At 35.8% G+C, this 20,502-nt stretch carries 19 protein-coding genes, 1 tRNA gene and 2 pseudogenes; 5 read left to right on the forward strand and 17 right to left on the reverse strand.

Annotated features, from left to right (window positions below; genetic code table 11):
* Window positions 1–6 precede the first annotated feature (6 nt).
* From ureC to JMM81_RS12875, 3 genes are read right to left on the reverse strand one after another with little or no spacing between them, the layout of a single operon-like run.
* Window positions 7–1,719, reverse strand: a complete 1,713-nt coding sequence (ureC, locus tag JMM81_RS12865) for an urease subunit alpha (RefSeq protein WP_256241980.1) — start codon at window positions 1,717–1,719, stop codon at window positions 7–9.
* Complete coding sequence (gene ureB / locus JMM81_RS12870; RefSeq protein WP_256241981.1) at window positions 1,716–2,039, reverse strand: urease subunit beta; 324 nt, start codon at window positions 2,037–2,039, stop codon at window positions 1,716–1,718. Before ureB ends, ureC begins: the two co-directional genes overlap by 4 nt.
* Window positions 2,040–2,062: 23 nt before the next feature.
* On the reverse strand, window positions 2,063–2,365 hold the full coding sequence (locus tag JMM81_RS12875; protein WP_256241982.1) for an urease subunit gamma: 303 nt from the start codon (window positions 2,363–2,365) through the stop codon (window positions 2,063–2,065).
* Between the two features lie 293 nt (window positions 2,366–2,658).
* Here JMM81_RS12875 and JMM81_RS12880 point away from each other — a divergent pair, with 293 nt between their 5' ends.
* A complete protein-coding gene (locus tag JMM81_RS12880) occupies window positions 2,659–3,603 on the forward strand; it encodes an urea transporter (RefSeq protein WP_256241983.1) in 945 nt (314 codons plus the stop codon).
* A gap of 135 nt (window positions 3,604–3,738) precedes the next feature.
* On the opposite strand, the gene JMM81_RS12885 is transcribed toward JMM81_RS12880, so the two are convergent.
* On the reverse strand, window positions 3,739–3,921 hold the full coding sequence (locus JMM81_RS12885; RefSeq protein ID WP_256241984.1) for a hypothetical protein: 183 nt from the start codon (window positions 3,919–3,921) through the stop codon (window positions 3,739–3,741).
* A gap of 287 nt (window positions 3,922–4,208) precedes the next feature.
* Between JMM81_RS12885 and JMM81_RS12890 the strand changes: the two genes are divergently transcribed.
* Window positions 4,209–4,385 (forward strand): hypothetical protein, encoded by a 177-nt coding sequence (locus JMM81_RS12890; RefSeq protein WP_256241985.1) that lies wholly within the window; start codon window positions 4,209–4,211, stop codon window positions 4,383–4,385.
* Between the two features lie 311 nt (window positions 4,386–4,696).
* Here the strand turns inward: JMM81_RS12890 and JMM81_RS12895 are convergent, their stop codons facing one another.
* On the reverse strand, window positions 4,697–4,981 hold the full coding sequence (locus JMM81_RS12895; protein ID WP_256241986.1) for a hypothetical protein: 285 nt from the start codon (window positions 4,979–4,981) through the stop codon (window positions 4,697–4,699).
* A gap of 515 nt (window positions 4,982–5,496) precedes the next feature.
* On the opposite strand from JMM81_RS12895, the gene JMM81_RS12900 reads away from it, so the two are divergent.
* A complete protein-coding gene (locus JMM81_RS12900) occupies window positions 5,497–5,760 on the forward strand; it encodes a hypothetical protein (RefSeq protein WP_256241987.1) in 264 nt (87 codons plus the stop codon).
* A 98-nt stretch (window positions 5,761–5,858) separates the two neighbouring features.
* Window positions 5,859–5,930: transfer RNA gene (locus JMM81_RS12905), tRNA-Gln, on the forward strand.
* 212 nt (window positions 5,931–6,142) lie between these two features.
* On the opposite strand, the pseudogene JMM81_RS12910 reads toward JMM81_RS12905, so the two are convergent.
* The 3 genes and pseudogenes from JMM81_RS12910 to JMM81_RS12920 all read right to left on the reverse strand — a co-directional run bounded on the left by JMM81_RS12910 (window position 6,143) and on the right by JMM81_RS12920 (window position 8,116).
* Window positions 6,143–7,264 (reverse strand): annotated as a pseudogene (locus JMM81_RS12910) (IS3 family transposase).
* A 136-nt stretch (window positions 7,265–7,400) separates the two neighbouring features.
* Window positions 7,401–7,623 (reverse strand): annotated as a pseudogene (locus JMM81_RS12915) (helix-turn-helix domain-containing protein).
* 10 nt (window positions 7,624–7,633) lie between these two features.
* Window positions 7,634–8,116: a DUF2975 domain-containing protein gene (locus JMM81_RS12920; protein WP_256241988.1), complete on the reverse strand. Its 483-nt coding sequence runs from the start codon at window positions 8,114–8,116 to the stop codon at window positions 7,634–7,636.
* Window positions 8,117–9,172: 1,056 nt separating this feature from the next.
* Between JMM81_RS12920 and JMM81_RS12925 the strand changes: the two genes are divergently transcribed.
* Window positions 9,173–11,260: a glycoside hydrolase family 3 protein gene (locus tag JMM81_RS12925; RefSeq protein WP_256241989.1), complete on the forward strand. Its 2,088-nt coding sequence runs from the start codon at window positions 9,173–9,175 to the stop codon at window positions 11,258–11,260.
* 499 nt (window positions 11,261–11,759) lie between these two features.
* Here the strand turns inward: JMM81_RS12925 and JMM81_RS12930 are convergent, their stop codons facing one another.
* The 9 genes from JMM81_RS12930 to JMM81_RS12970 form a co-directional block, all read right to left on the reverse strand.
* Window positions 11,760–12,386: a hypothetical protein gene (locus tag JMM81_RS12930; RefSeq protein WP_256241990.1), complete on the reverse strand. Its 627-nt coding sequence runs from the start codon at window positions 12,384–12,386 to the stop codon at window positions 11,760–11,762.
* Window positions 12,387–12,981: 595 nt separating this feature from the next.
* Window positions 12,982–13,188 carry a hypothetical protein gene (locus tag JMM81_RS12935; RefSeq protein WP_256241991.1) on the reverse strand — a complete coding sequence of 69 codons (207 nt, stop codon included), beginning with the start codon at window positions 13,186–13,188 and terminating at the stop codon, window positions 12,982–12,984.
* A 346-nt stretch (window positions 13,189–13,534) separates the two neighbouring features.
* Window positions 13,535–13,774 (reverse strand): hypothetical protein, encoded by a 240-nt coding sequence (locus JMM81_RS12940; protein WP_256241992.1) that lies wholly within the window; start codon window positions 13,772–13,774, stop codon window positions 13,535–13,537.
* 284 nt (window positions 13,775–14,058) lie between these two features.
* A complete protein-coding gene (locus JMM81_RS12945; RefSeq protein WP_256241993.1) occupies window positions 14,059–15,018 on the reverse strand; it encodes an aldolase catalytic domain-containing protein in 960 nt (319 codons plus the stop codon).
* Window positions 15,019–15,610: 592 nt separating this feature from the next.
* The gene (rpmG, locus tag JMM81_RS12950; RefSeq protein WP_084347913.1) at window positions 15,611–15,760 is read right to left on the reverse strand and encodes a 50S ribosomal protein L33; all 150 of its coding nucleotides are present in this window, start codon (window positions 15,758–15,760) and stop codon (window positions 15,611–15,613) included.
* Between the two features lie 47 nt (window positions 15,761–15,807).
* Window positions 15,808–16,995 carry a GTP-binding protein gene (locus JMM81_RS12955; RefSeq protein WP_256241994.1) on the reverse strand — a complete coding sequence of 396 codons (1,188 nt, stop codon included), beginning with the start codon at window positions 16,993–16,995 and terminating at the stop codon, window positions 15,808–15,810.
* A 45-nt stretch (window positions 16,996–17,040) separates the two neighbouring features.
* Window positions 17,041–18,207, reverse strand: coding sequence for an FAD-dependent oxidoreductase (locus tag JMM81_RS12960; protein WP_256241995.1), 1,167 nt, complete (start codon window positions 18,205–18,207; stop codon window positions 17,041–17,043).
* A gap of 171 nt (window positions 18,208–18,378) precedes the next feature.
* Entirely contained in the window at window positions 18,379–19,302 is a 924-nt protein-coding gene (locus JMM81_RS12965) for a TIGR03943 family putative permease subunit (protein ID WP_256241996.1), read from the reverse strand.
* Between the two features lie 14 nt (window positions 19,303–19,316).
* Window positions 19,317–20,324 carry a permease gene (locus JMM81_RS12970; protein ID WP_256241997.1) on the reverse strand — a complete coding sequence of 336 codons (1,008 nt, stop codon included), beginning with the start codon at window positions 20,322–20,324 and terminating at the stop codon, window positions 19,317–19,319.
* Between the last annotated feature and the right edge of the window lie 178 nt (window positions 20,325–20,502).

Raw genomic sequence — 20,502 nt, forward strand, 5'->3', positions numbered from 1 at the left:
TTCACCTCAAAATAGGAAATATCTCTGTCCCATCGGTACCCTGTCAACAGGGTCGCATGTAATTAATTCTCCGTTTACTTTTACTTCATAGGTTTGTGGATCAACCGTTATTTCGGGAGTTTCGGAATTCAACTTCATATCCTTCTTCGTTAATTTCCGAATGCCGCGAACTGGGAGAATCATTTTTTGTAATCCAAGCTTTTCATGCACTTTATCGTCAAAAGCAGCTTGTGAAGTAAATGTAATGGAAGTACTAAATAGAGCTTTTCCAAGCTGTCCGTACATCGGACGAGAAATAACAGGCTGCGGCGTTGGAATAGATGCGTTCGCATCTCCCATTAAGCTTTCTACAACAAAGCCATTTTTAATAATCATCTCAGGCTTTACGCCAAAAAATGCTGGATTCCAAATAACAAGATCGGCAATTTTCCCTACTTCGATCGAACCGACATATTCAGAAATACCGTGAGTGATTGCAGGATTGATCGTATATTTTGCCACATAACGTTTCGCACGGTTATTATCAGAAAGCTTGCTGTCTCCTTCCATCGTTCCTCTTTGTTTCTTCATTTTATCGGCTGTTTGCCATGTACGTATAATCACTTCGCCAATCCTTCCCATCGCTTGGGCATCTGAACTAACCATACTAAATACACCCATATCTTGAAGAACATCTTCAGCAGCAATGGTTTCACGTCTAATACGTGAATCAGCAAAAGCTATGTCTTCAGGGACTGATGGGTTCAAATGATGACATACCATTAGCATATCTAAATGCTCGTCTACCGTATTTATTGTATATGGTAGGGTCGGATTAGTAGATGATGGCAGAACATTCATAAATCCGGCTGATTTGATTAAATCTGGAGCATGGCCGCCGCCTGCACCTTCTGTATGGTACATATGAATCACACGATCTTTAAGAGCTGCCATCGTATTTTCCATAAATCCGCCTTCATTTAAGGTATCCGCATGAAGAGCGACCTGTACATCGTATTTTTCCGCTACACGTAATGCATAGTCGATAGCTGAAGCGGTTGATCCCCAGTCTTCATGAACTTTCAATCCAATTGCACCTGCGCGTACTTGCTCCACAAGTGGATCTTCGGAAGCAGCTTGTCCTTTTCCTGTAAATCCAACGTTAATGGGCATTCCTTCTGCTGCTTCGAGCATTCGGTGGATATGCCATTCACCTGGTGTAACCGTTGTGGCTTTTGATCCTGCAGCAGGACCTGTTCCTCCTCCAATAAGGGTAGTGAGTCCTGAAGCTAACGCTGTTCTAACCTGATCTGGATTAATAAAATGAACATGTGCGTCAATTCCACCGGCAGTCACAATCATGCCTTCACCAGCAATAATTTCTGTACTTGCAGCAATGATGATATCCACCTTATCCATAACTAAAGGATTTCCAGCTTTTCCGATTCCAGAGATCTTCCCATCACGGATTCCAATATCTGCTTTATAAATACCGATGTAGTCTAAAATTACAGCATTCGTAATGACTACATCTGCTGCTCCATCAGCTCGTGTTGCTAGGGGATTTTGTCCCATTCCATCACGAATAACCTTACCGCCACCGAACAGAACTTCATCACCATACGATGTGTAGTCCTTCTCAACTTGAATGATTAAGTCCGTATCCGCTAAACGAATAGAATCTCCTGTAGTTGGACCATACATTTGAGCGTATTGCTTTCTTGACATCTTGAAACTCATTTGTTATCCCCCTTTTCTACTGAGCCGTCCACTTTATTGTTAAATCCATACACACGGCGTTCTCCGGTGTAAGGCACTAGTTCAATTTCTTTTTCATCGCCAGGCTCGAAACGAACAGCTGCCCCTGATGGAATGTTCAGTCGCTTTCCAAATGCTTCTTGTCTAGTGAATTGAAGGGCTTCATTCACTTCATAAAAATGAAAATGCGATCCTACTTGAACTGGGCGGTCTCCTGTATTCGTTACAGTCAGTTTAGATGCTGTTCTTCCGGCATTACAAATGATGTCTTCCTCTTTTAGAAATAATTGTCCCGGTTCCATTTAAATATACCTCCTGTCCCTTTTTATTTAATTGGACTATGTACAGTCACAAGTTTTGTTCCATCAGGAAAAGTAGCCTCTACTTGAATATCATCAATCATTTCTGAAACACCTTCCATCACATCTTCGCGTGACAGAATTGTTGCACCATATTCCATCAATTCTGCAACGCTTTTTCCATCCCGTGCTCCTTCCAACACTTCATAGGTTATAATTGCTACTGCTTCTGGGTAATTTAATTTCAAACCTCTTTCTTTTCGTCGTTTAGCAAGATCAGCTGCCACAACGATCATGAGCTTATCTATCTCACGTGGTAATAATTGCATTGTAAAACCTCCTTATACTTTGTACTGACAAATAAATAAAAAAAACCCCACTAAGTAAAGAGGATGCCAAAATGAGGGGATTTTATTCACTTGTAAGAGGAAACAATCATTTTTTAGTATCACTCGTTCATTTACAATTTAATTATTAACTAGGATTCTAAAAAAATTTACACATTCATCATTCGAAAAATACGCACTATAACCCCAAAAAACAATATGATATTCGTAATCAAAATGTATTTTTGTCTTTTTGGACGGCATTGAAATTATAAATATTTAAAAAGGAGTTTATTATGCAAAATAACAAACAAAATTCATTAAGGGAGGGAACATTGTTTCCTTTTATATCGGCATCCTTCAAGGGGATCTCTCAAGTTATCTTAATTGAAAATGCGATCACTGGATTTATTATCCTAATAGCAATAACAATTTTCTCTTATTATTTAGGAATTATTGCTTTATTATCTTCAATCATAGGTACCTTAGTGGGGAAAATGGGGGGCGCAGATGAAAAGATTCTTAATCAAGGTTTATTAGGATATAATTCCGTATTAACAGGAATTGCACTGGCATTATTCTTAAACGGACCCTATATGTGGATTTTTGCTTTAGCTGGATCAGCTGTAGCTACAATTCTTACAGCAGCCATCATGCATTTTATGAAAAATACAGAAATGCCCATTCTTACATTACCCTTTATTATCCTTACATGGTTTATACTGCTTGCTTCTTACAAATTAAATGGTATTAAGTTAAGTTCTACATTAGTACCTCAAGACTTAACAAACTGGGAACTAAACATAGCAGGAGAGATCAATTTGCTAGACGGAATATTTAACGGAATTGGGCAAGTATTTTTCCTTAGTGATGCTATACCGGGAATTTTAATTTTTATTGCTGTATTTTGGGCAGGAAGAAAACTTGGTTTTTATGCGATAATTGGGAATGCTGTTGCCTTACTCACATCATACGTTTTGGGCGGGGAGCACACTTTAATTATGTTAGGACTTTATGGATATAATGCCATTTTAACCATTTTAGCTGTATCTGCAGTTTTTAATAGTAAACATAACCGTTTTATACCATTATCAGGTATAATCGCTGCTTGTTTAACAGTACCTATAACAGCAGCCATCAGCATATGGCTTTTACCATATGGGCTCCCTGCCTTAACAATGCCTTTTGTTCTTTGTTCATGGCTGTTCCTAGGTTCAAGGAGAATTTTACCTAAGTTATAAGCTATGAGACTGTTTACATAAGGACAAAAAAAGCATCTCTTACAAGACAAGAAATGCTTTTTTGTCAATCTTTTATGTGATTCTTCAATAAGTCATGAACCTTTGATTCAACAGAACTAATATGTTTTTCTTCCTCTACCGTGCATTTGAAGATATAGTAATCTCCTTTACTTTTTTTATAAAATTAAATAGGTTAAACAAAATTTCTTTGTTAGGTTCTCCTGAAGGATTTTCAATCAAAACCTTTAAATTAGCTTTATCTCTTATATTTTTGTCCAAACCAATTATATCCAAAAAACCTTCACTTGGATTTGCCACTACCATCCCCCTCAATATTCCATTAGTGCAATGTTATAAACATATTTTTTATCATTTCTGATTAAACTAGCTGATTTAGTGGAATAAGAAAATAAATCTAGTTATTCAAAATACTATAAATATTCAAAAAATGTTCAATTTTTATATATTCGGACAACAATAAAGTGTTTTATAATGAAAAGGTCAGGTGGTTCCTATCTAAATCCCATAAACTGAAAATTTTTACTATATTTATGTAATGATATGATTAATTATATACAAATTTAATAAGAGGAGTTGGTGGGTTTATGAAGAATACTGTTAATCTTACTTTAGAGGAGTTGGATAGACGTATTACTCATTTTGAGGATCGTCTTACGGATTTTATTATTACCGAGGAACAAATAAGGTTTATCAAAGAAATGCTAAGGGAACTAAAGAACGCTAAAGAAATTAAGGACTCCTATACTTTTCAAATAAAATAATACATATAAATTAAAGAGATTATTTGAGTATAGATGCTCTTTTTTGTAATCTTCTCTTATTGTACTAACCTGCTTCTTATATACAGTATCACGTTAAAAAGGCCAGTGTGCCAAACCCCCACTGCAGTAAAGCAATACCGCAGTGGGGGTTTGGCATCTTTTTTACACAGCTTTTTCATACGGATCGTGGAAATGAGGGTTTATTATGCATATCGTAGCTGGATTTCAAAGTGATACCTTTATAGAAATGGCTATCTATACAGAAAATGAATTCTACCGAATCTGTAATACAATTTTATTAGTAAAGCATTTCATTCTTTGAACATATTAGCCCAAATTTCTATTACTTCTTCATCCTCTATTTCTTCAGGAAAGTGTTGCTCATCTTCGTCCATCGCGATTATTTGCTTATAAGTGGAAATCAAAAAGTCTGGAAGTCTCCCTCTTACAGATTCAAATGCTCCCACCGTATCAATCAAATGCAGGTAATTCGCGTAATCGTAGCATCGTTCGTGTCTTAAAACCCCTAGATCATCCAGAACAACTAGATCATCATTTTTTAGTTCGACATGACAAGCTCCACAACATACTCCCATTTCGCATACCTTCTTTCACTTTGTTTTCCATAGAATACAATCTATCTATACGTTTGTAAAAATACGAAAAATCAATTTTCTAGCCACAAAATTGCGTTTTCTGAAGAGAAAAATCGTATTTTCTAGTACCAAATTACAAAATTGATGGACCAAAATTGAATTTTAGTACTTTTGTTTTTTTTTTGTTTGGAAAATGGTTGCAACGTTTTTTTCCCAAAAGGTATACCTTGTCAGATTTTCTGAAAGTAAACATTTGTACGATTTTGTTTACTCTTACAAAAAAGGATCGCCTTTTGACGATCCTTCCTCAATTAAAGCTACCCGTTTGTTTAAGTACATTTCTTCACAAAAACCGATTATACTTTGAAGATTATAAAAAAATATATTTTAGTAAACTATACCTGTTCATAATCAGTAATAAAAAGGCTTGAAATTCATTGAATTATTTTTGTAACTTTCCTTATACTAACTACTGCCATACACGGCAAACACAAAATTACTAGGGGGATTTTTTAATGCCAAACAACCAACAAGTACAACAAGCCCAACAAGCAGTACAACAAGCTCAACAAGCTATTCAGCAAGCTACACAACAAGCTAATCCACAACAAATGCAACAAGCTCAACAACAGTTGCTACAAGCTCAACAACAAGTACAACAAGCTACTCAGCAGGCTAACCCACAAGAGCAACAACAGTTACAGCAAGCTCAACAACAACTGCAACAAGCTACTCAGCAAGTACAACAAGCTCAACAACAAAAAAATCAACAACAATAATACTTTCTATTTAGAAGCTGACTATAAAGGTCAGCTTCTAGATAAAAGAATTTAAAATGAGTAATTAGTTTGTAAAAAGGTCATTATAAGAATGTCGTTGGGCTATAGCCAAGCGGTAAGGCAACGGACTTTGACTCTGTCATGCGTAGGTTCGAATCCTGCTAGCCCAGTCATTTATTTTTAAACATAGTTTATGGTGTTACCTCGTAATATCATCTTACTGCAATATAAAAAGCCAACAAAATGCTGACTTTGTTCTCTCATCAGTATTCAACATATGCATACTTGTTGAAGTAATGTGTTGAACCTACGTAAAGTTCACTCTTTTCCTTCTTCAAGTATCCTGCCTCTTATATATCGTATCTGGTATGTCAACACTAAACTAGACAACTTTTTTAAGGTGTTCAAGTTTGTAATCAATCGGACTTACATAACCAAGTGTCCCATGAATTTGTATGTGATTAAACCAATGGACATAGTCCTGTAATTCCCTTGTTCATTCTTCTAAACGATTAAAATGTTGACCTTTCACAAACTCTGTTTTGATGATTTTCAACGTTGCTTCAGCTACGGCATTGTCATACGGACAGCCCTTCATGCTTAAAGATCGTTGAATATGAAATGTCTTTAAAGCATCGTCCATCAGCTTATTTTTAAACTCATTTCCACGATCCGTATGAAAAAGCTGGATTTTACGGAGATCGACCTTGATGGAGGCGAATGCACGATAGACGAGTAATGCATCTTTGTTTGATCCTGTACTGAAGCCTACGATTTCTCGATTAAAGAGATCGACAAATACACCTACGTAATGCCATTTTTTATTGACTCTTACGTAGGTCAAATCGCTTACGACCACTGTCATTTCTTCTTCCTGATCGAACGCGCGGTTCAGTTCATTTTTCTGTTCGGATTCATTACATGAGTTTGGTATGAGGCTTAAATTGAGCTACAGTATACGATGAGATAAGGCCCTGCTCTTGCATAATACGGCCAATTCTTCGTCTAGAAACGATGAGACCACGTTTCTTTAGTTCTACTTTAATTTTACGTGTTCCATAATTCTGACGGCTCGTATGGAAAATATCGATTATATCCGAAGTAATATCATCCTCTGTTGATCTTTCTTTCGCCTCATGATAATAGGTGCTTCTAGGGATTTGCAGGACCTTACACATGGCTGATATCGAGTATTTATGTTGATTATTCTTGATCACATTTACTTTCGTCCTAGTATCAGCGCGGCTTGCTTTAAAATGTTATTTTCCATTTCGAGTTGCTTATTTCACTTTCGGAGTTCCATCAGTTCCTTTTGTTCATCGGTTACATTGTCTTTTTCCTTAAAAGAACCTGAGTTCTGACTCTGACCCACCCACTTATCCAAAGACGAAGGAGTCAGGTCATACTCACGAATAATCTCTTTTCTTGGTTTCCCATTTTGGTACAGCTGCACGATTTGTTGTTTGAATTCTTCCGTAAATGTTCGGCGTTCTCTTTTGGCCATGTAGATTCTCCTCAAATGTAGTATCTGTAGTCTACTTGACCTTAAAAATTCCGTCCAACTAAGTGTAGCCTATCCATTTCATCAATTTATTGAAGTGTAAAGCAGGTGGTATCTAAAGCACCTGCTTAGTTCATTATTACCCTTGAGTGTCTTCGTTCCTTTTATATTCTAAAATATCTCCAGGCTGACATTCTAAAGCTTTACAAATTGGCTCTAAAGTTGATAATCGAATTGCTTTCGCTTTCCCATTTTTCAATATAGAGAGATTCGCCATCGTGATCCCAACCTTCTCTGAGAGTTCCGTTACGCTCATCTTCCTTTTAGCCAGGCATCACATCAATATTGATTATAATCGCCATGTTATTCACCTCAGACCGTTAAATCATTTTCTGATTTTATATTAATAGCTTCTTGTAAAAGCCTTTGGAGAACAGCAGCAAAGACTGCAATCACCATCGGGGCAAAAACAAGCATCATCCCGATTATTACGACACCTGGGGCGTCGTCTAGCTCCGCAAAGATATAGAAAAGTGGCAAGCCGACTACATACAAACCGCTGATTGTGATTGCACAGTTTTTTATTTTCTTTAAAGCTCTTACAGACAATTCCGAGAACGCTTTGTTCTTGTCGATATATCTTAAAAGTTTAAATGCCTGATACAACGCAACGTAAAATGGTATCGCCGATACATATATAATTGTTAAAATGCCAAGTATCACATAATCCCACCCTGAAATGCCTTCTGCTACATTCTTAGCTATCATAGGTACCATAAATATGCATAAAGCAAGAACTGGAGCTCCAATAACCAAAACAGCTAACTTTAAAAACAACGTTGAACCTCGTTTCATAAAAAGCACCTCTCTTATTTATTTTCGATTTGATATTAACACTCATTTTATTGTTTTACAATATATTTTTATCTATTTGCATCCTTTTTTTATTGTTATATACTTCGGATTTTAGACAAAGATAAAAAGCATTCCTTATTACAAAGAAATGCTTTAACTTTAAACTATTCGATTGATAACTTGTTCAACTTCCTGTTGCGTTAATACGTTATTAATTCAAAAAGTTCCTTAGTAATATGGCTCCCCAGTTGTTCGGATCTGCAGCTCGCACTGTGGAAATCCCCACGTTCCTACCCGATCGGTGCGATGAACGCTTGGAAAATAATCGTTTCATTTCGCTAGACTTGGGGCTGTTCCTCCACTCCCATTACAGGAGGTTCATCAGTCGTACCCCTATACCCTCACAAGGATAAATGCACTTCGACAATTGTCTTATAGCACCCGTTTCAGGTGACAGCCCTTGTTTCAACGTTCCTTGCTTTCCTTGTTCCTACTATCTTAAGCCTTCCATTAATGTCGTTAGGTGGTTTCTCTAAGCCTGTAAGTTTTTCAGTACCTTTGTCTACTTCACGAATTTCATAACGGGCATTCTTACTCTTCGATAACTTACCTAGTGTATAAACTAGTAATGGTTTTCACACATTATAACGTTTTAGACCCTTACATTCGAAACTTTGTCAGACCCAATGGTCATTCTCACCATAGACAAATTATAGCCATCCGACCTATCCCTAACCATGTCATCGAATTAATGATGATTTAGGTTAGATTCAGCCGGCTTCACCTAGCGTCATACCTCTTATTTCTGTCAAATAAGACGCATGTAGGAGTATCAATGTATCTGTTTCGGAAAAACCTGGTTCCATCATTCCTATCCTCCGTTGTAAAGTTGAAGTTAATCTAGTAAATTACCTTCATCTGCAGAAAATAACCTTTTTTTTACAATTTTCGTTTATCTCACCATTGCGTGGATAATTTCTCCTAATTTAGAAATATTAAAGGAAAATAATAGAGACTAATCCATTAACCTAAAAAGAATGATTGAAATGAGGGAAAATGATGAATTTGAAACGAAGAAAGGCTCTCACTTATTTAATTACAATGGTTTTATCTTTTCTTTTTATCATACCTTCAGTGGATGCCCAAAATAGTAACCCACAGGTCGTAGCGCGGGTAAAAGAAACACTTACTATCAATGGAAAATTGTTTAAAGATTTGAATGAGAACGGTAAACTTGATGATTATGAAAACTGGGAATTACCTATAGACAAACGGGTGTCTGATCTTGTCTCTAAAATGACACTTGAAGAAAAAGCTGGCTTGATGATGATTCCTGAATATCGTGACATTGAAGACGAGAAAATGGAACAGCCGAATAATCTCGTTGAGCAAAATACACGTTATTATGTCTATCGGAAAACTCCTACTGCAGATGTTATTGCAAAAGATAATAACCAGCTGCAGGAAATTGCCGAAGGTACAAGACTAGGTATTCCAGCTGTCTTAATTTCTAATCCTCGAAACCATTTTACTACTATTACAGAATTAGAAAAGGTGGAAGAAGCCAGTCAATATTATGTCAAATCTTCAGAAGAGCCAGGTTATTTTTCCATATGGCCAAATCATTTAGGGCTTGCAGCAACTCAAGATATCGACTTAATTAAAGATTACGCCCAAATTGCACGGAAAGAATGGGCGTCTTCAGGGTTGCGTAAAATGTATGGCTATACGGCAGATGTTGCCACTGATCCATTATGGACAAGAATTTTAGAAACATTCGGAGAAGATCCAAAGCTCGTTTCAGACATCAATTATACATTAATCAAAGGATTTCAAGGTGAGGAGCTTGGCCGGGATAGTGTTTCGCTGTCTACCAAGCATTTTCCAGGCGGTGGTGCACGTAATGATGGAAGGGATCCCCATTTTGAAGAAGGTAAATTCAATATTTATCCAACAAAAGGGAGTTTATTAAAATATCACATCCCTCCATTTAAAGCTGCAATCGAAGCTGGAACAACGTCTATCATGCCTTATTATGCGTATCCAAGTAATAAGAGTGCAGATCAAGGTTTGCCTCCTATTAATGTAAATCAGCAATTTGAAGAAGTAGGTTTTACATTTAATAAAGCATTTATTACAGACCTATTACGTCATGAGCTTGGTTTTAGAGGTTATGTTAACACGGATACCGGGGCAGTACTTGATCGTGCATGGGGTGTCGAACATTTATCAACGGAAGAAAGATTTGCTAAAGCATTAGAGGCTGGAACGAATATTTTTGCAGGGGCCAAAGATCCAAAACCGATTATCAATGCTGTTAAGCAAGGGTTGATATCAGTAGAACCAATCAACCAATCGGTGACATTGTTACTAACAGAAATGATGAATTTAGGTCTTTTTGAAAATCCGTATGTTGATCCAAATCATGCACTCGAAGTGGTAAATGATCCAGAATCACGGAAAAAAGCGGACCTCGCCCATCGAAAGTCTGTCGTTTTATTATGTAATGATGCGCAGCTTTTACCTTTAGATGATGAAAAGATAAAAGATATGAAACTTTATGCAGCGATATTCCCAGGAGGGAAAGACGATATTGATACGGAAGATTTTAGAAAAGCCATTCAAAATTATGACCCGAATATCATTTTGACGAATCGTCTTGAAGAAGCCACGTATGCAATTGTTTGGATACAGCCAATACAGGACCTTTTTACAAAAGAACCACAGATTACAATCGGGCCAGAAACATCCGTTCCTAATGTGGATCGAATTGTTGAAATTCAAAAAACAGTTCCAACCATTACTTTGATCAGATTTCGTAGTCCATGGCTGATTAATGAAATTGAACCAAATGCGGCAGCCGTGATTGGAACATTTGGTGTAAAAACCGATGCGATCCTAGATGTTATCCGAGGTAAATTCAATCCGACAGGAAAACTTCCATTTACAATTCCAACAAACCAGGAAGCAGTGACAAATGAAAAAGGGGACGTACCAGGCTTTGATGAATCCCCTTCCTATGTATATCAAGCAAAATCCGGTGACAAATATGGTTACGGATTTGGACTATCTTATAATGCAGAGAGCAAGAAATCAAAGTCCAGCGGTATCGGTGAATTCTTAAGAAATATCTTTGGGAATTAAAATGGGAGGAAAGACTGAGGGACAGAATACAGGGACAGGACTGTCCCAAAAGTTAATAATAAGATGACTTTTGAGGATAGCCTCTAACCCATCGATACCTAAGCCTAAATGAAAAAAAAGATGTAATTCTTATTTAGGAATCTGCACCCGTTGAATAAGACCTTTTCAAAAATGTATATTTATCTCCTTATTTAGTGCCTTATCTAAATATTTTTCGAAATTATTGGCAATCAATTCTATTTCATTTGTATCAATATGAAGCCTTATAATTTCTGTATTAAGTGAATTAAAACCTACTGGATTACCTGCGCCATCTACTCCGATGACGACGGACCCATTTGTCTAATTCAGGACCATACTGATAAACACAACGATTATGCGTTGGGTTCATCAATTTGTCTTGGTATTTGCACCAGAACCGAAAATATCAAAAGGAGTTCAGAATGAAACCATTCCGAACCCCTTTTGTCGACAATCTGAAACAGCGGAAAAACGCTGTTTATTTAAATAAACTTAAAGCTATTTTCATATTCTCTTCATATAATTTAAAATACGTTTGTTGAGTGGACTTAATTTGATTTTTAAATTCTTCACGAATTTTTTGTTGCTGTTCAAAGCTATTTTGAACGGATTGTTTGAATTGATCTTGGGACTGACTAAATAAACTAAGACTTTCTCTATATGGTTTTAACGTTAATTCTTGTAGACGATTACTCACTACCTCAACCTGTGAACTAAATTGATCAAATACGTTACTTGCAGATTGACCAAATACTGATTGAAGATTTAATTTTGTAGATTCACGAAAATCTTCGAATAATTTTTTCTGTTCCTCTTCAATTCGAGAATCATCATTATTAAATTTTCCCCATAATTCCTTTTGATTTTCTAAAGCTTGAAGAAATAGGTCTTCTAATTCTTTTTGAGTTGTACAAACTCTGTCTAAACCTTCTGCCCAAGTATTTAGTAGGGACTCACTTAGATTTGCTACTTCTGGACTTTTTGCTACTCCTGAACTTTTTGCTACTTCTGAACTTTTTGCTACTTCTGAACTTTTTGCTACTTCTGAACTTTTTACCACTCCTGGATTTTTTGCTACTTCTGGACTTTTTGTACTTTGTGCCATTAAAAAAACCTCCTAAAGAATATTATGATAATTACTGGTAAAACTGCAGATTCACTTTTTGTGTGATTCAGCAAACTATTGCTTATTTTCTTCATATTCCTGTTGTAAAGTCGTCTTAGGTGGTAAAAACATATCCATGTATACGGTAACCAGCTTCTGTACTCACGGAGACTTAAAACGAGGACAGGCACTTTGGCATGGAAGTCATTACTTTATCCTCTTTTGATGGTTGTTTTCTTATCAGACACTATATTGCCTGTTGTCATTATGTACCTCTCCATCATTCAAGTCTATATGTGTAATTTACACCTAAATGAAAGATCTGTAAAGCTATTTATCAAAATTTTAACAATAATTTTTTTATTTAGTTAAATTAACTACCATTCGACAATATTCTCTAGAGGTTTAATATTTTAAAAATTACGAGAGAGTACATCCCTCGTTTAGAAAGACGTGAAATGAAAGTTCCAATAGAGTTACTCTATTGGAACTTTCTCAACAGTCTGGAAAGAGTAAACCTCAAATTATTGGGTTTACTCTTTCTTATTGCACTAAAATAAACCGTTACTTTCTTTAATGCTTTAATCAATTTCTCTTAAGCCCCAAAATGAACTTGGACAGCTCTAGATAGCTCAGACAAAAACATAAGCTGATTATTATAGGTTGCCATAACAGCTGCACTCGGAGTTTCACGGAAAATGAAATAACGTGTATTTTGATCAATAAATTTATTCGGCAATACTAATTTGCCTTCTTTAAATTCTGGAAATTCAGGAATAAGCATCAAGTTTTCCATTACCATTTAGATCTCTGAACTCTTTTCCATTTATCTTTAGGTGTTCTTTAACTCGTGATTCGATTTCAGCGCTAGCCGTTCCTCTCTTTACCGCACTTGCCTGTGGTACCATGAGTAGAACTGATAGCAAAACAGCTAGCAAAAATGTCATGGACTTCCTTAATTTTGAATTCATTTTTTCTTCCATCTCCAAATTTCTTTAATTGATTTTTGAATAAACCTAAGATTTCACCTTTCTCCTTTACTATCTCTTTTTTGTAAAATTTTTTAACAAGAATAAAAAAATGATAATCCTCCCAGGCTAGAATAAATATATCGATATATTTATTCTAGCCTGGGAGGATTATTAAATTTAACATTGGTTATTTTCTTCATTTGCTAGTTCATAGTTGAATTTCTGGATGGTTGCTCGGATTACTGGATCATCGAATTCTTCTTGTTCAGATGAACATATAGTATTTGATTCGTCCGTAGTATTAGTCCTATAATCTGGAACATTGTCCGCGTACTCGCTGTGATATTCTGAACCTTGTCGATTAGTAATTAATTCACCTTTTTGTTTCTCACTTTTGTTAGTTTGTTGCTGTGGCAAATACTTTCACCTCCTAAACTCATATTAGGATGCGTAATTATTTATGAAATTATTCAAGAGTTGGAAAGAAGTTACTTTTTTAATCGAAAAACTATAATTTTTCAAAAATAACTATATATAAATCTAAAAAACTGGCAAAGCTAATCATGCATTCTCCATTGAAGGAGCACCTGCTTTTACCTAAGTAAATGCTCCTTTTTTGACAAGTTTCTTCTAAATATATAAATGATTTAGTAAAGACAAAAAAGCACCCCTACTAAGAGAGGTACTTTTAGTCATTGAACCTATTTCGACACTGGAGCCAGACTGGCTTCAGGTGATGTTACCTTGTCATAAAAATCTACGAATTTGTCACGATCAACGCTATCACGATAGGCCATGGCGACACGTGGATGTTCATTCAGTACACCAGAAATCATGTAAGGAATGATATAGCCCCACTCCCATTTTTGACGCATTTCTAACATATGCTTTTCAATTACACCAAGAACTGGCTTAAGCTCATAGCTTGTTTTTTGTATGTAGCTAACAAGAAGTTCTGTGTGACAATTACCAGCCGCACGACCCATACCATAAACAGACGAGTCAAGGAAAGTAATCCCATTTCGCATCGCCGTTAATGTATTGGCAAATGCTAACTGCATATTGTTATGCGTATGAATTCCAAGCTGCTTGTTAGGGAGCATCTCTTGAAACCTTTTCACTTGATGCTCAATATCCACAGGATCTAAACTTCCAAAGGAGTCAACGATATAAACAACATCTACGGGACTTTCCTGCACCATTTTAAACGCTTCAATAAGCTGATTTTCAGGTGCACTAGATAAAGCCATAATGTTAAGTGAAGTTTCATAGCCCAAATCATGAAACATTTTTACAAGCTCCAATCCTTTATCCACTTCGCGGATATAACACGCCACTCGAATCATATCTAAAACACTTTGCTCACGTGGTAAAATGTCGTTTGGATCTACACGCCCAATATCGACTAGAGCAGATAGCTTTGTGAATTTCTTCTCAGGGATAATCTCTTTCAAGAAGTTATCGTCAAGAAATCTCCATGGATTGGGCTCAGTTGCGTTAAGAAGCTTAGGAGAGTTTTTGTAGCCAATCTCCATATATTCAACACCAGCCTCACTTAAACCATTATATAGGTCTTGCACAAATTCAACACTAAAATCCCAATTATTAACCAAACCTCCGTCACGAATAGTACAATCTAAAATTTTACTCTTATGTTCCATGATAGTAAATTCCTCCTGTTTATCCTACTGTTTAGTCATTTTACCTTTTATATTCTTGCGCTTTTATGCTTTTATGCAATAAAGTGTATTATTTTATTATATCACGATTCATTCAAAGGTATCAATCTATTTGCAAAAATTTGATTTATCAATCCAGTCTGAATCCAATCCTTTAAGACGTCTTTTCATCCACTAGAAAACAATAAAAAAGTCTATTTTAAAAGCACTAAGTAGAGGAATTAACACCGGTTCCTTCAAGATATCTTGAAGTTGACCGGCTTAATTATCTCATATCCTGCCAATAGCGTAAAATCGGCGCTCACAATGTCTTAATTCTAACTCTTTTGTTTTTTTATAATAAGTTTCTTCATATCATTCATCATTTATTCAAGTAGAAAGAGAATTAAGATCCTTTTCAGGTATATCACACCTCTTTTTATAAGTCACATTTCTTTATAAAGATAAAAGACCCCGATCCTCTACAGAATAAGACCTTTTAGACATAAAAAATACTCCCCTATCAGTAGCCAGATTTTTGTTTTTTAATCTGTCTACCTAAAGGGGAGCATATCAATGTGCTATAAAGAGATGATTATTTTGTTTCACGGTGTAAAGTACGTCTTTTTAAGCGTGGACAGTATTTCATAAGTTCAATTCTGTCAGGATTGTTTCTCTTATTTTTTGTCGTAATATAATTTCGGTCCCCTGTCTCAGTACATGCTAACGTGATTTTTACTCTCATTTTTTCTTCCTCCTAGATTATATAGTTAAACTGCATTTGAAGTTTTTTTACTCTATCACCGTAAATGTAGGAAGCTGATCCTGAAATTCAGACCAGTCCATTTTCATCTCCTCATCTGTTAATACACATTGATCCAATCCATCCTCAATTTCTTTTCGATCCATATCCACTCCGATTAAGACGAGTTCCGTCATTCGATCGCCGAATTCTGGGTCCCATCTCTCAAGAAGTTCTGGTTCGTCCTTTAGGATTTGCTCTCTTTCCCCTTCAGGATAAGCAGCAATCCATTCTCCAGCACCTTGGAAAATAATAGAAGGTCCTGCTTGAGACAGTAATCCTGTCATATTGTTTCGAGAGGCAAGCCAAAAGAAACCTTTTGCCCGGACTACGTCAACAGGCCAATCCTCTAGCCATTGCCTCCATCTTTCAGGGTGAAACGGTCTCTGCGTACGATACACAAATGAAGAGATTCCATATTCCTCTGTTTCTGGAGTGTGTTCCTCATTCAGTTCCTTTATCCAGCCTGCTCCTTGGCTTGCTTCTTCAAAATCAAATAAGCCTGTGTCGAGAATGTCTGCTAATAAAATCTCTGAGTGAGAACTTTCAATAATCCTAGCCCCTGGATTAAGCTTTTGTAGTACTGCTTTTAGCTCAAGTACATCCTCTTTATCCACTAAATCAATTTTGTTTAAGACTAAAACATTAGCAAACTCAATTTGGTCGATTAATAAATCAACTACTTCACGAGTATCTGATTCATCAGCTTCCTGCTTTCGATCAAGCAGGCTCTCTCCTGAAGCGAAGTCATACCAAAACCGTTTTGCATCCACCACTGTCACCATCGTGTCAAGCTTGCAATATTCTGTTAGATTAATTCCTAGACTTTCATCGATATAGGTAAATGTTTGAGCAACCGGAATCGGCTCTGAAATCCCTGAAGATTCAATTAAGATATAGTCTATATCACCTGCTTGAACGAGCCTTTCCACTTCGATCATTAAGTCTTCTCTCAATGTACAGCAAATACATCCGTTTTGAAGCTCTACTAATTTCTCATCTGTCCGTGAGAATCCTCCTTTTTTAACCAGGGAAGCATCGATGTTTACTTCACTCATATCATTAACAATGACAGCAATTTTTTTATTTTCTCGATTCTTTAATACATGGTTCAATAATGTTGTTTTCCCGGCACCTAAGTAACCACTTAATACTGTTACAGGAATTGTTTTGGTCATTCTTTTCACCTCTTGATGATAATAGAAATCATTACGTTTTATTGTTTATAAACTGCTGACGATTCTCTCTGCAGCATGTCTGGCCCCGGATATGTTTCTGGCGATAGGTCCAAGTTCTAGCTCGGCTAACGGACCAGATACATATAACCCGGGATACCATTGCAAATTTTTATTAATAATGGGGTATCCACATTGTGCACATGATAAATTAAGATTCTTAATTAACTTATTGAGCCAATTCTTCCCTGGAAGTGACGGTGAAAATCCGGTTGCTAATAGGATATTATGTACTTTAATCTCTTTATCTCCAATATTTAAAGTGATTTCATTTCTATTAGCACATGCCGCTGCAATCTCACCCTCTATAATGGTTACCTTATTTTCACTTTCAAACCTTTTCAATTTATAAAAGAGTTCTTTCGGCAAAGAACCTTTATTTCTTGATTGTTGAATAATAATCCGACGTTCTTCATAGTTTTTAATTTTATGATAAGACCCTAAATTTTTGGGACCTAACCACCCAGGATCACTGTCAAAATCAACTATTCGAAAAGGATGTCGCTTTACTAATATTACCTTTCCAGGAAACATACTTGATAATTTAATCGTTAAGTGTGCTGCCGTAATCCCTCCACCAATAACAACAATTGGAGGTTGTAAAGATGATAGATGAACGAGATTCTCCTCAAAAATATGAAACACTTGGTTTGGCGAATCGGATTTTAATTGTTTAGCCCAATCAGGAATATTTAATTGGTGATTTATACTGATTGATAATACAATCTTTTGCGCTCTTACTTCCTCTCCTTTCTTAGTCATAACTTTCCAAAATCCTTGTTCTTTTTTAATGGAATTAACCAATCCTTTGTGCCAGGATCGATGTAAGTCAACTTCTTTTAGAATGGATGCACAATGTTCATTAAACAACTCCAGTGAAGGACGCTTGTATCTTCCATAAAAATTACTTTGCCCCCAATTTTCCTTATGAGCATATCTTTGAAGACTAAATGGATCTACATCTATATGATGGACAGATGGTGAACGTAAATATTCCATACCAATCGTTTTCGTGTTTTTCTTCCATTTATACATTGGCTCATCATGAGGGTCAATAATGCATAACCTCTCACCCCTTACTTTTCCTTGTTTAAGTAGGAATGATGCTATTGTACAACCATGGATTCCTCCACCAATTACAAGCCAATCATACAAAAAGATGCCTCCTTTTTTAAATCGAAATTGTTACGATTTAAATAGTATTAAATATTTTTGTATAAATCAAGCTTTTTTTAAAGTAATTTTAAAATGATATATTTTGAAGGCTTGGTATAGCATACAAAAAAAGGCTACCTTTTTCTAATGAAGTGCCCATTGTTAAAACAATTACTCTGTCATTTTTGTTAATATGGGGTATATATATGGTTCAGTAGGTTCTTCAATTACTTTCCACTTCGCTGCTTTGATCAATGGTAATTCAACTCCATTGAATGATGTTACATCTATAGTTCCTTCTATTTCAAGCCATGTATCTTGTTGATATTCACTAGCTTGTTCAAACTCGGTCAATAACCCAATTATACTTGCATCTGCAATACAATGTGTAATGATAAACCTCGAAATAACAAGCTGGTTTGCACCAATCCCCTCTTCTTTATAGACAAACCCACTCACTTTTACTTTCCTTCCCTGAAAGTCTTTTGGGTCATTACTAATCGTTTGATAATAAGATGCAAATATATCTTCTTTCATCTGAATGACCTCTAATTCATCTAGCTTTCTCATTTTTTCATCATATTCTTCTTTAGAAAAATAGTTATTGTTAGGCAAAACAGCTTGGTCATCTTGTATGAAATTTGAATCTGTTTCTGATGTAGATTCTTCACTTTCAGACTGTTTCTTTTCATTTGCTACGTTATGTTGGTTACTGTTAGCCTGAGGTAGAATGGTTCCTTTTTTAGCTGCAATTGAAGCATCTAATACAGATGGTGAGAGTGCATAACCCGTCATTAATGGAAAAATCATAATCGAGTAACTAATTAATTTTTTTGGTAGTGAATGAGAATATCCATGATCATGAGTACACCCAGGTGGACAGTGTGTATGTTTATCATGATCGTTTTCCCATATCCGAAAAAGCTGAATTAAAAAGAGAAATACAAATACCCCTGCTGCAATCTGGCTCATTAAAACATACTTAGGATTTATATACTTTGTTATGTCTCCAGTAAAATGAAGCTTGATAAAAAAAAGAGCAAAGGCTACTAAAAGGACCGCTCTTAAAAAATGTTGGAAATGGAAGCGAATCACCGTTTGTCACCGCCTTATAGTAAACTAGTTAAATTGATACAGATAAACACAATAGAAGTGATTAAAATAAGGAGAATACATACAAACTTTGCCTTAAACACGCTCCATAACATGATCGTGTTTTTCAAGTCAATCATTGGACCGTATACTAAAAAGGCTAATATCGAGGTAGATGGAAATAGATTTCTAAATGAAGCACCGATGAAAGCATCCGCTTCTGAACACAAAGATAAGAAATAGGCTAGTCCCATCATCACGACGGTAGATCCTAAAACTCCATCACCAAAAAGGAAAAGTGATTTTGCTGATACATAAGTTTGTACAAATGCAGCTACAAAAGCACCAATGATCAAGTATTTTCCCATATCAAAAAACTCATCTATTGAATGTTTTAACATTCCTTCTACTCTATAAAAAAGAGACTCATTACTTATTGTTGCATTCGTTGAGTGAGTAAAATCTGTTATAGAATGTTTCAGTTGGTTTGACTTGAATAAATAACTGATGATAAGCGCTATCAACAAGGCTGCTATAAAGCCAACCCCCATTCTTAATCCAGCCATTTTGCTGTCATTCCCAAACGCCATATAAGTAGATAAAATCACAATTGGGTTGATTAATGGCCCTGTCAGAAGAAAGCCGATTCCAGCATGGATAGGTACACCTTTTGCTACTAATCTTCGTACGATTGGTACAATCCCACACTCACAAGCAGGAAACAAACCACCAACAACACAACTCATGGTTACGGCTAAAAATCTATTCTGGGGAATCCAACGACGAATATGGTCCTCCGTTATGAATATTTGAATAAACCCTGCAATGAGGACACCAATTAAAACAAATGGAATGGCCTCTATTAAAATGCTTAGAAATATCGTATTTAATTGTTTAAAAGAATTTGGTATATAAATAGATAACTCATTTCCAACTAATTGACTGATCGTAATAAAATAAATGACAATCCCGATTGCTATTATACTTGTAAAATCAATAAGATATGAATTGAGCCAACGAATCATACAGGTCATTCCTCCACATATACTCTACCTCCTGAATATTTTTTAGTGTCGTCTAAATCTTATATTTGAAACGAATAATCTTTTTTCTATTAATATGTTTTGATTTATTAAAAAATGTCCAAGCCTTTAAATTCGAGAAGGTATGGTAGAGAGGATACATTCTAGAGCCATACCTTCT

The sequence above is a fragment of the Bacillus sp. V3B genome, from assembly GCF_024494465.1.
GTDB lineage: Bacteria > Bacillota > Bacilli > Bacillales > Cytobacillaceae > Bacillus_BD.

Coding starts and splice junctions, on each gene's coding strand:
- JMM81_RS12900 (WP_256241987.1), top strand. CDS start 5,497: ATGCCAAACAACCAACAAGTACAACAAGCCCAACAAGCAGTACAACAA.
- JMM81_RS12880 (WP_256241983.1), top strand. CDS start 2,659: ATGCAAAATAACAAACAAAATTCATTAAGGGAGGGAACATTGTTTCCT.
- JMM81_RS12895 (WP_256241986.1), bottom strand. CDS start 4,981: ATGGGAGTATGTTGTGGAGCTTGTCATGTCGAACTAAAAAATGATGAT.
- JMM81_RS12935 (WP_256241991.1), bottom strand. CDS start 13,188: ATGGTAATGGAAAACTTGATGCTTATTCCTGAATTTCCAGAATTTAAA.
- JMM81_RS12945 (WP_256241993.1), bottom strand. CDS start 15,018: ATGGAACATAAGAGTAAAATTTTAGATTGTACTATTCGTGACGGAGGT.
- ureB (WP_256241981.1), bottom strand. CDS start 2,039: ATGGAACCGGGACAATTATTTCTAAAAGAGGAAGACATCATTTGTAAT.
- rpmG (WP_084347913.1), bottom strand. CDS start 15,760: ATGAGAGTAAAAATCACGTTAGCATGTACTGAGACAGGGGACCGAAAT.
- JMM81_RS12930 (WP_256241990.1), bottom strand. CDS start 12,386: ATGGCACAAAGTACAAAAAGTCCAGAAGTAGCAAAAAATCCAGGAGTG.
- JMM81_RS12955 (WP_256241994.1), bottom strand. CDS start 16,995: ATGACCAAAACAATTCCTGTAACAGTATTAAGTGGTTACTTAGGTGCC.
- JMM81_RS12875 (WP_256241982.1), bottom strand. CDS start 2,365: ATGCAATTATTACCACGTGAGATAGATAAGCTCATGATCGTTGTGGCA.
- JMM81_RS12925 (WP_256241989.1), top strand. CDS start 9,173: ATGATGAATTTGAAACGAAGAAAGGCTCTCACTTATTTAATTACAATG.
- JMM81_RS12970 (WP_256241997.1), bottom strand. CDS start 20,324: ATGATTCGTTGGCTCAATTCATATCTTATTGATTTTACAAGTATAATA.
- JMM81_RS12890 (WP_256241985.1), top strand. CDS start 4,209: ATGAAGAATACTGTTAATCTTACTTTAGAGGAGTTGGATAGACGTATT.
- ureC (WP_256241980.1), bottom strand. CDS start 1,719: ATGAGTTTCAAGATGTCAAGAAAGCAATACGCTCAAATGTATGGTCCA.
- JMM81_RS12920 (WP_256241988.1), bottom strand. CDS start 8,116: ATGAAACGAGGTTCAACGTTGTTTTTAAAGTTAGCTGTTTTGGTTATT.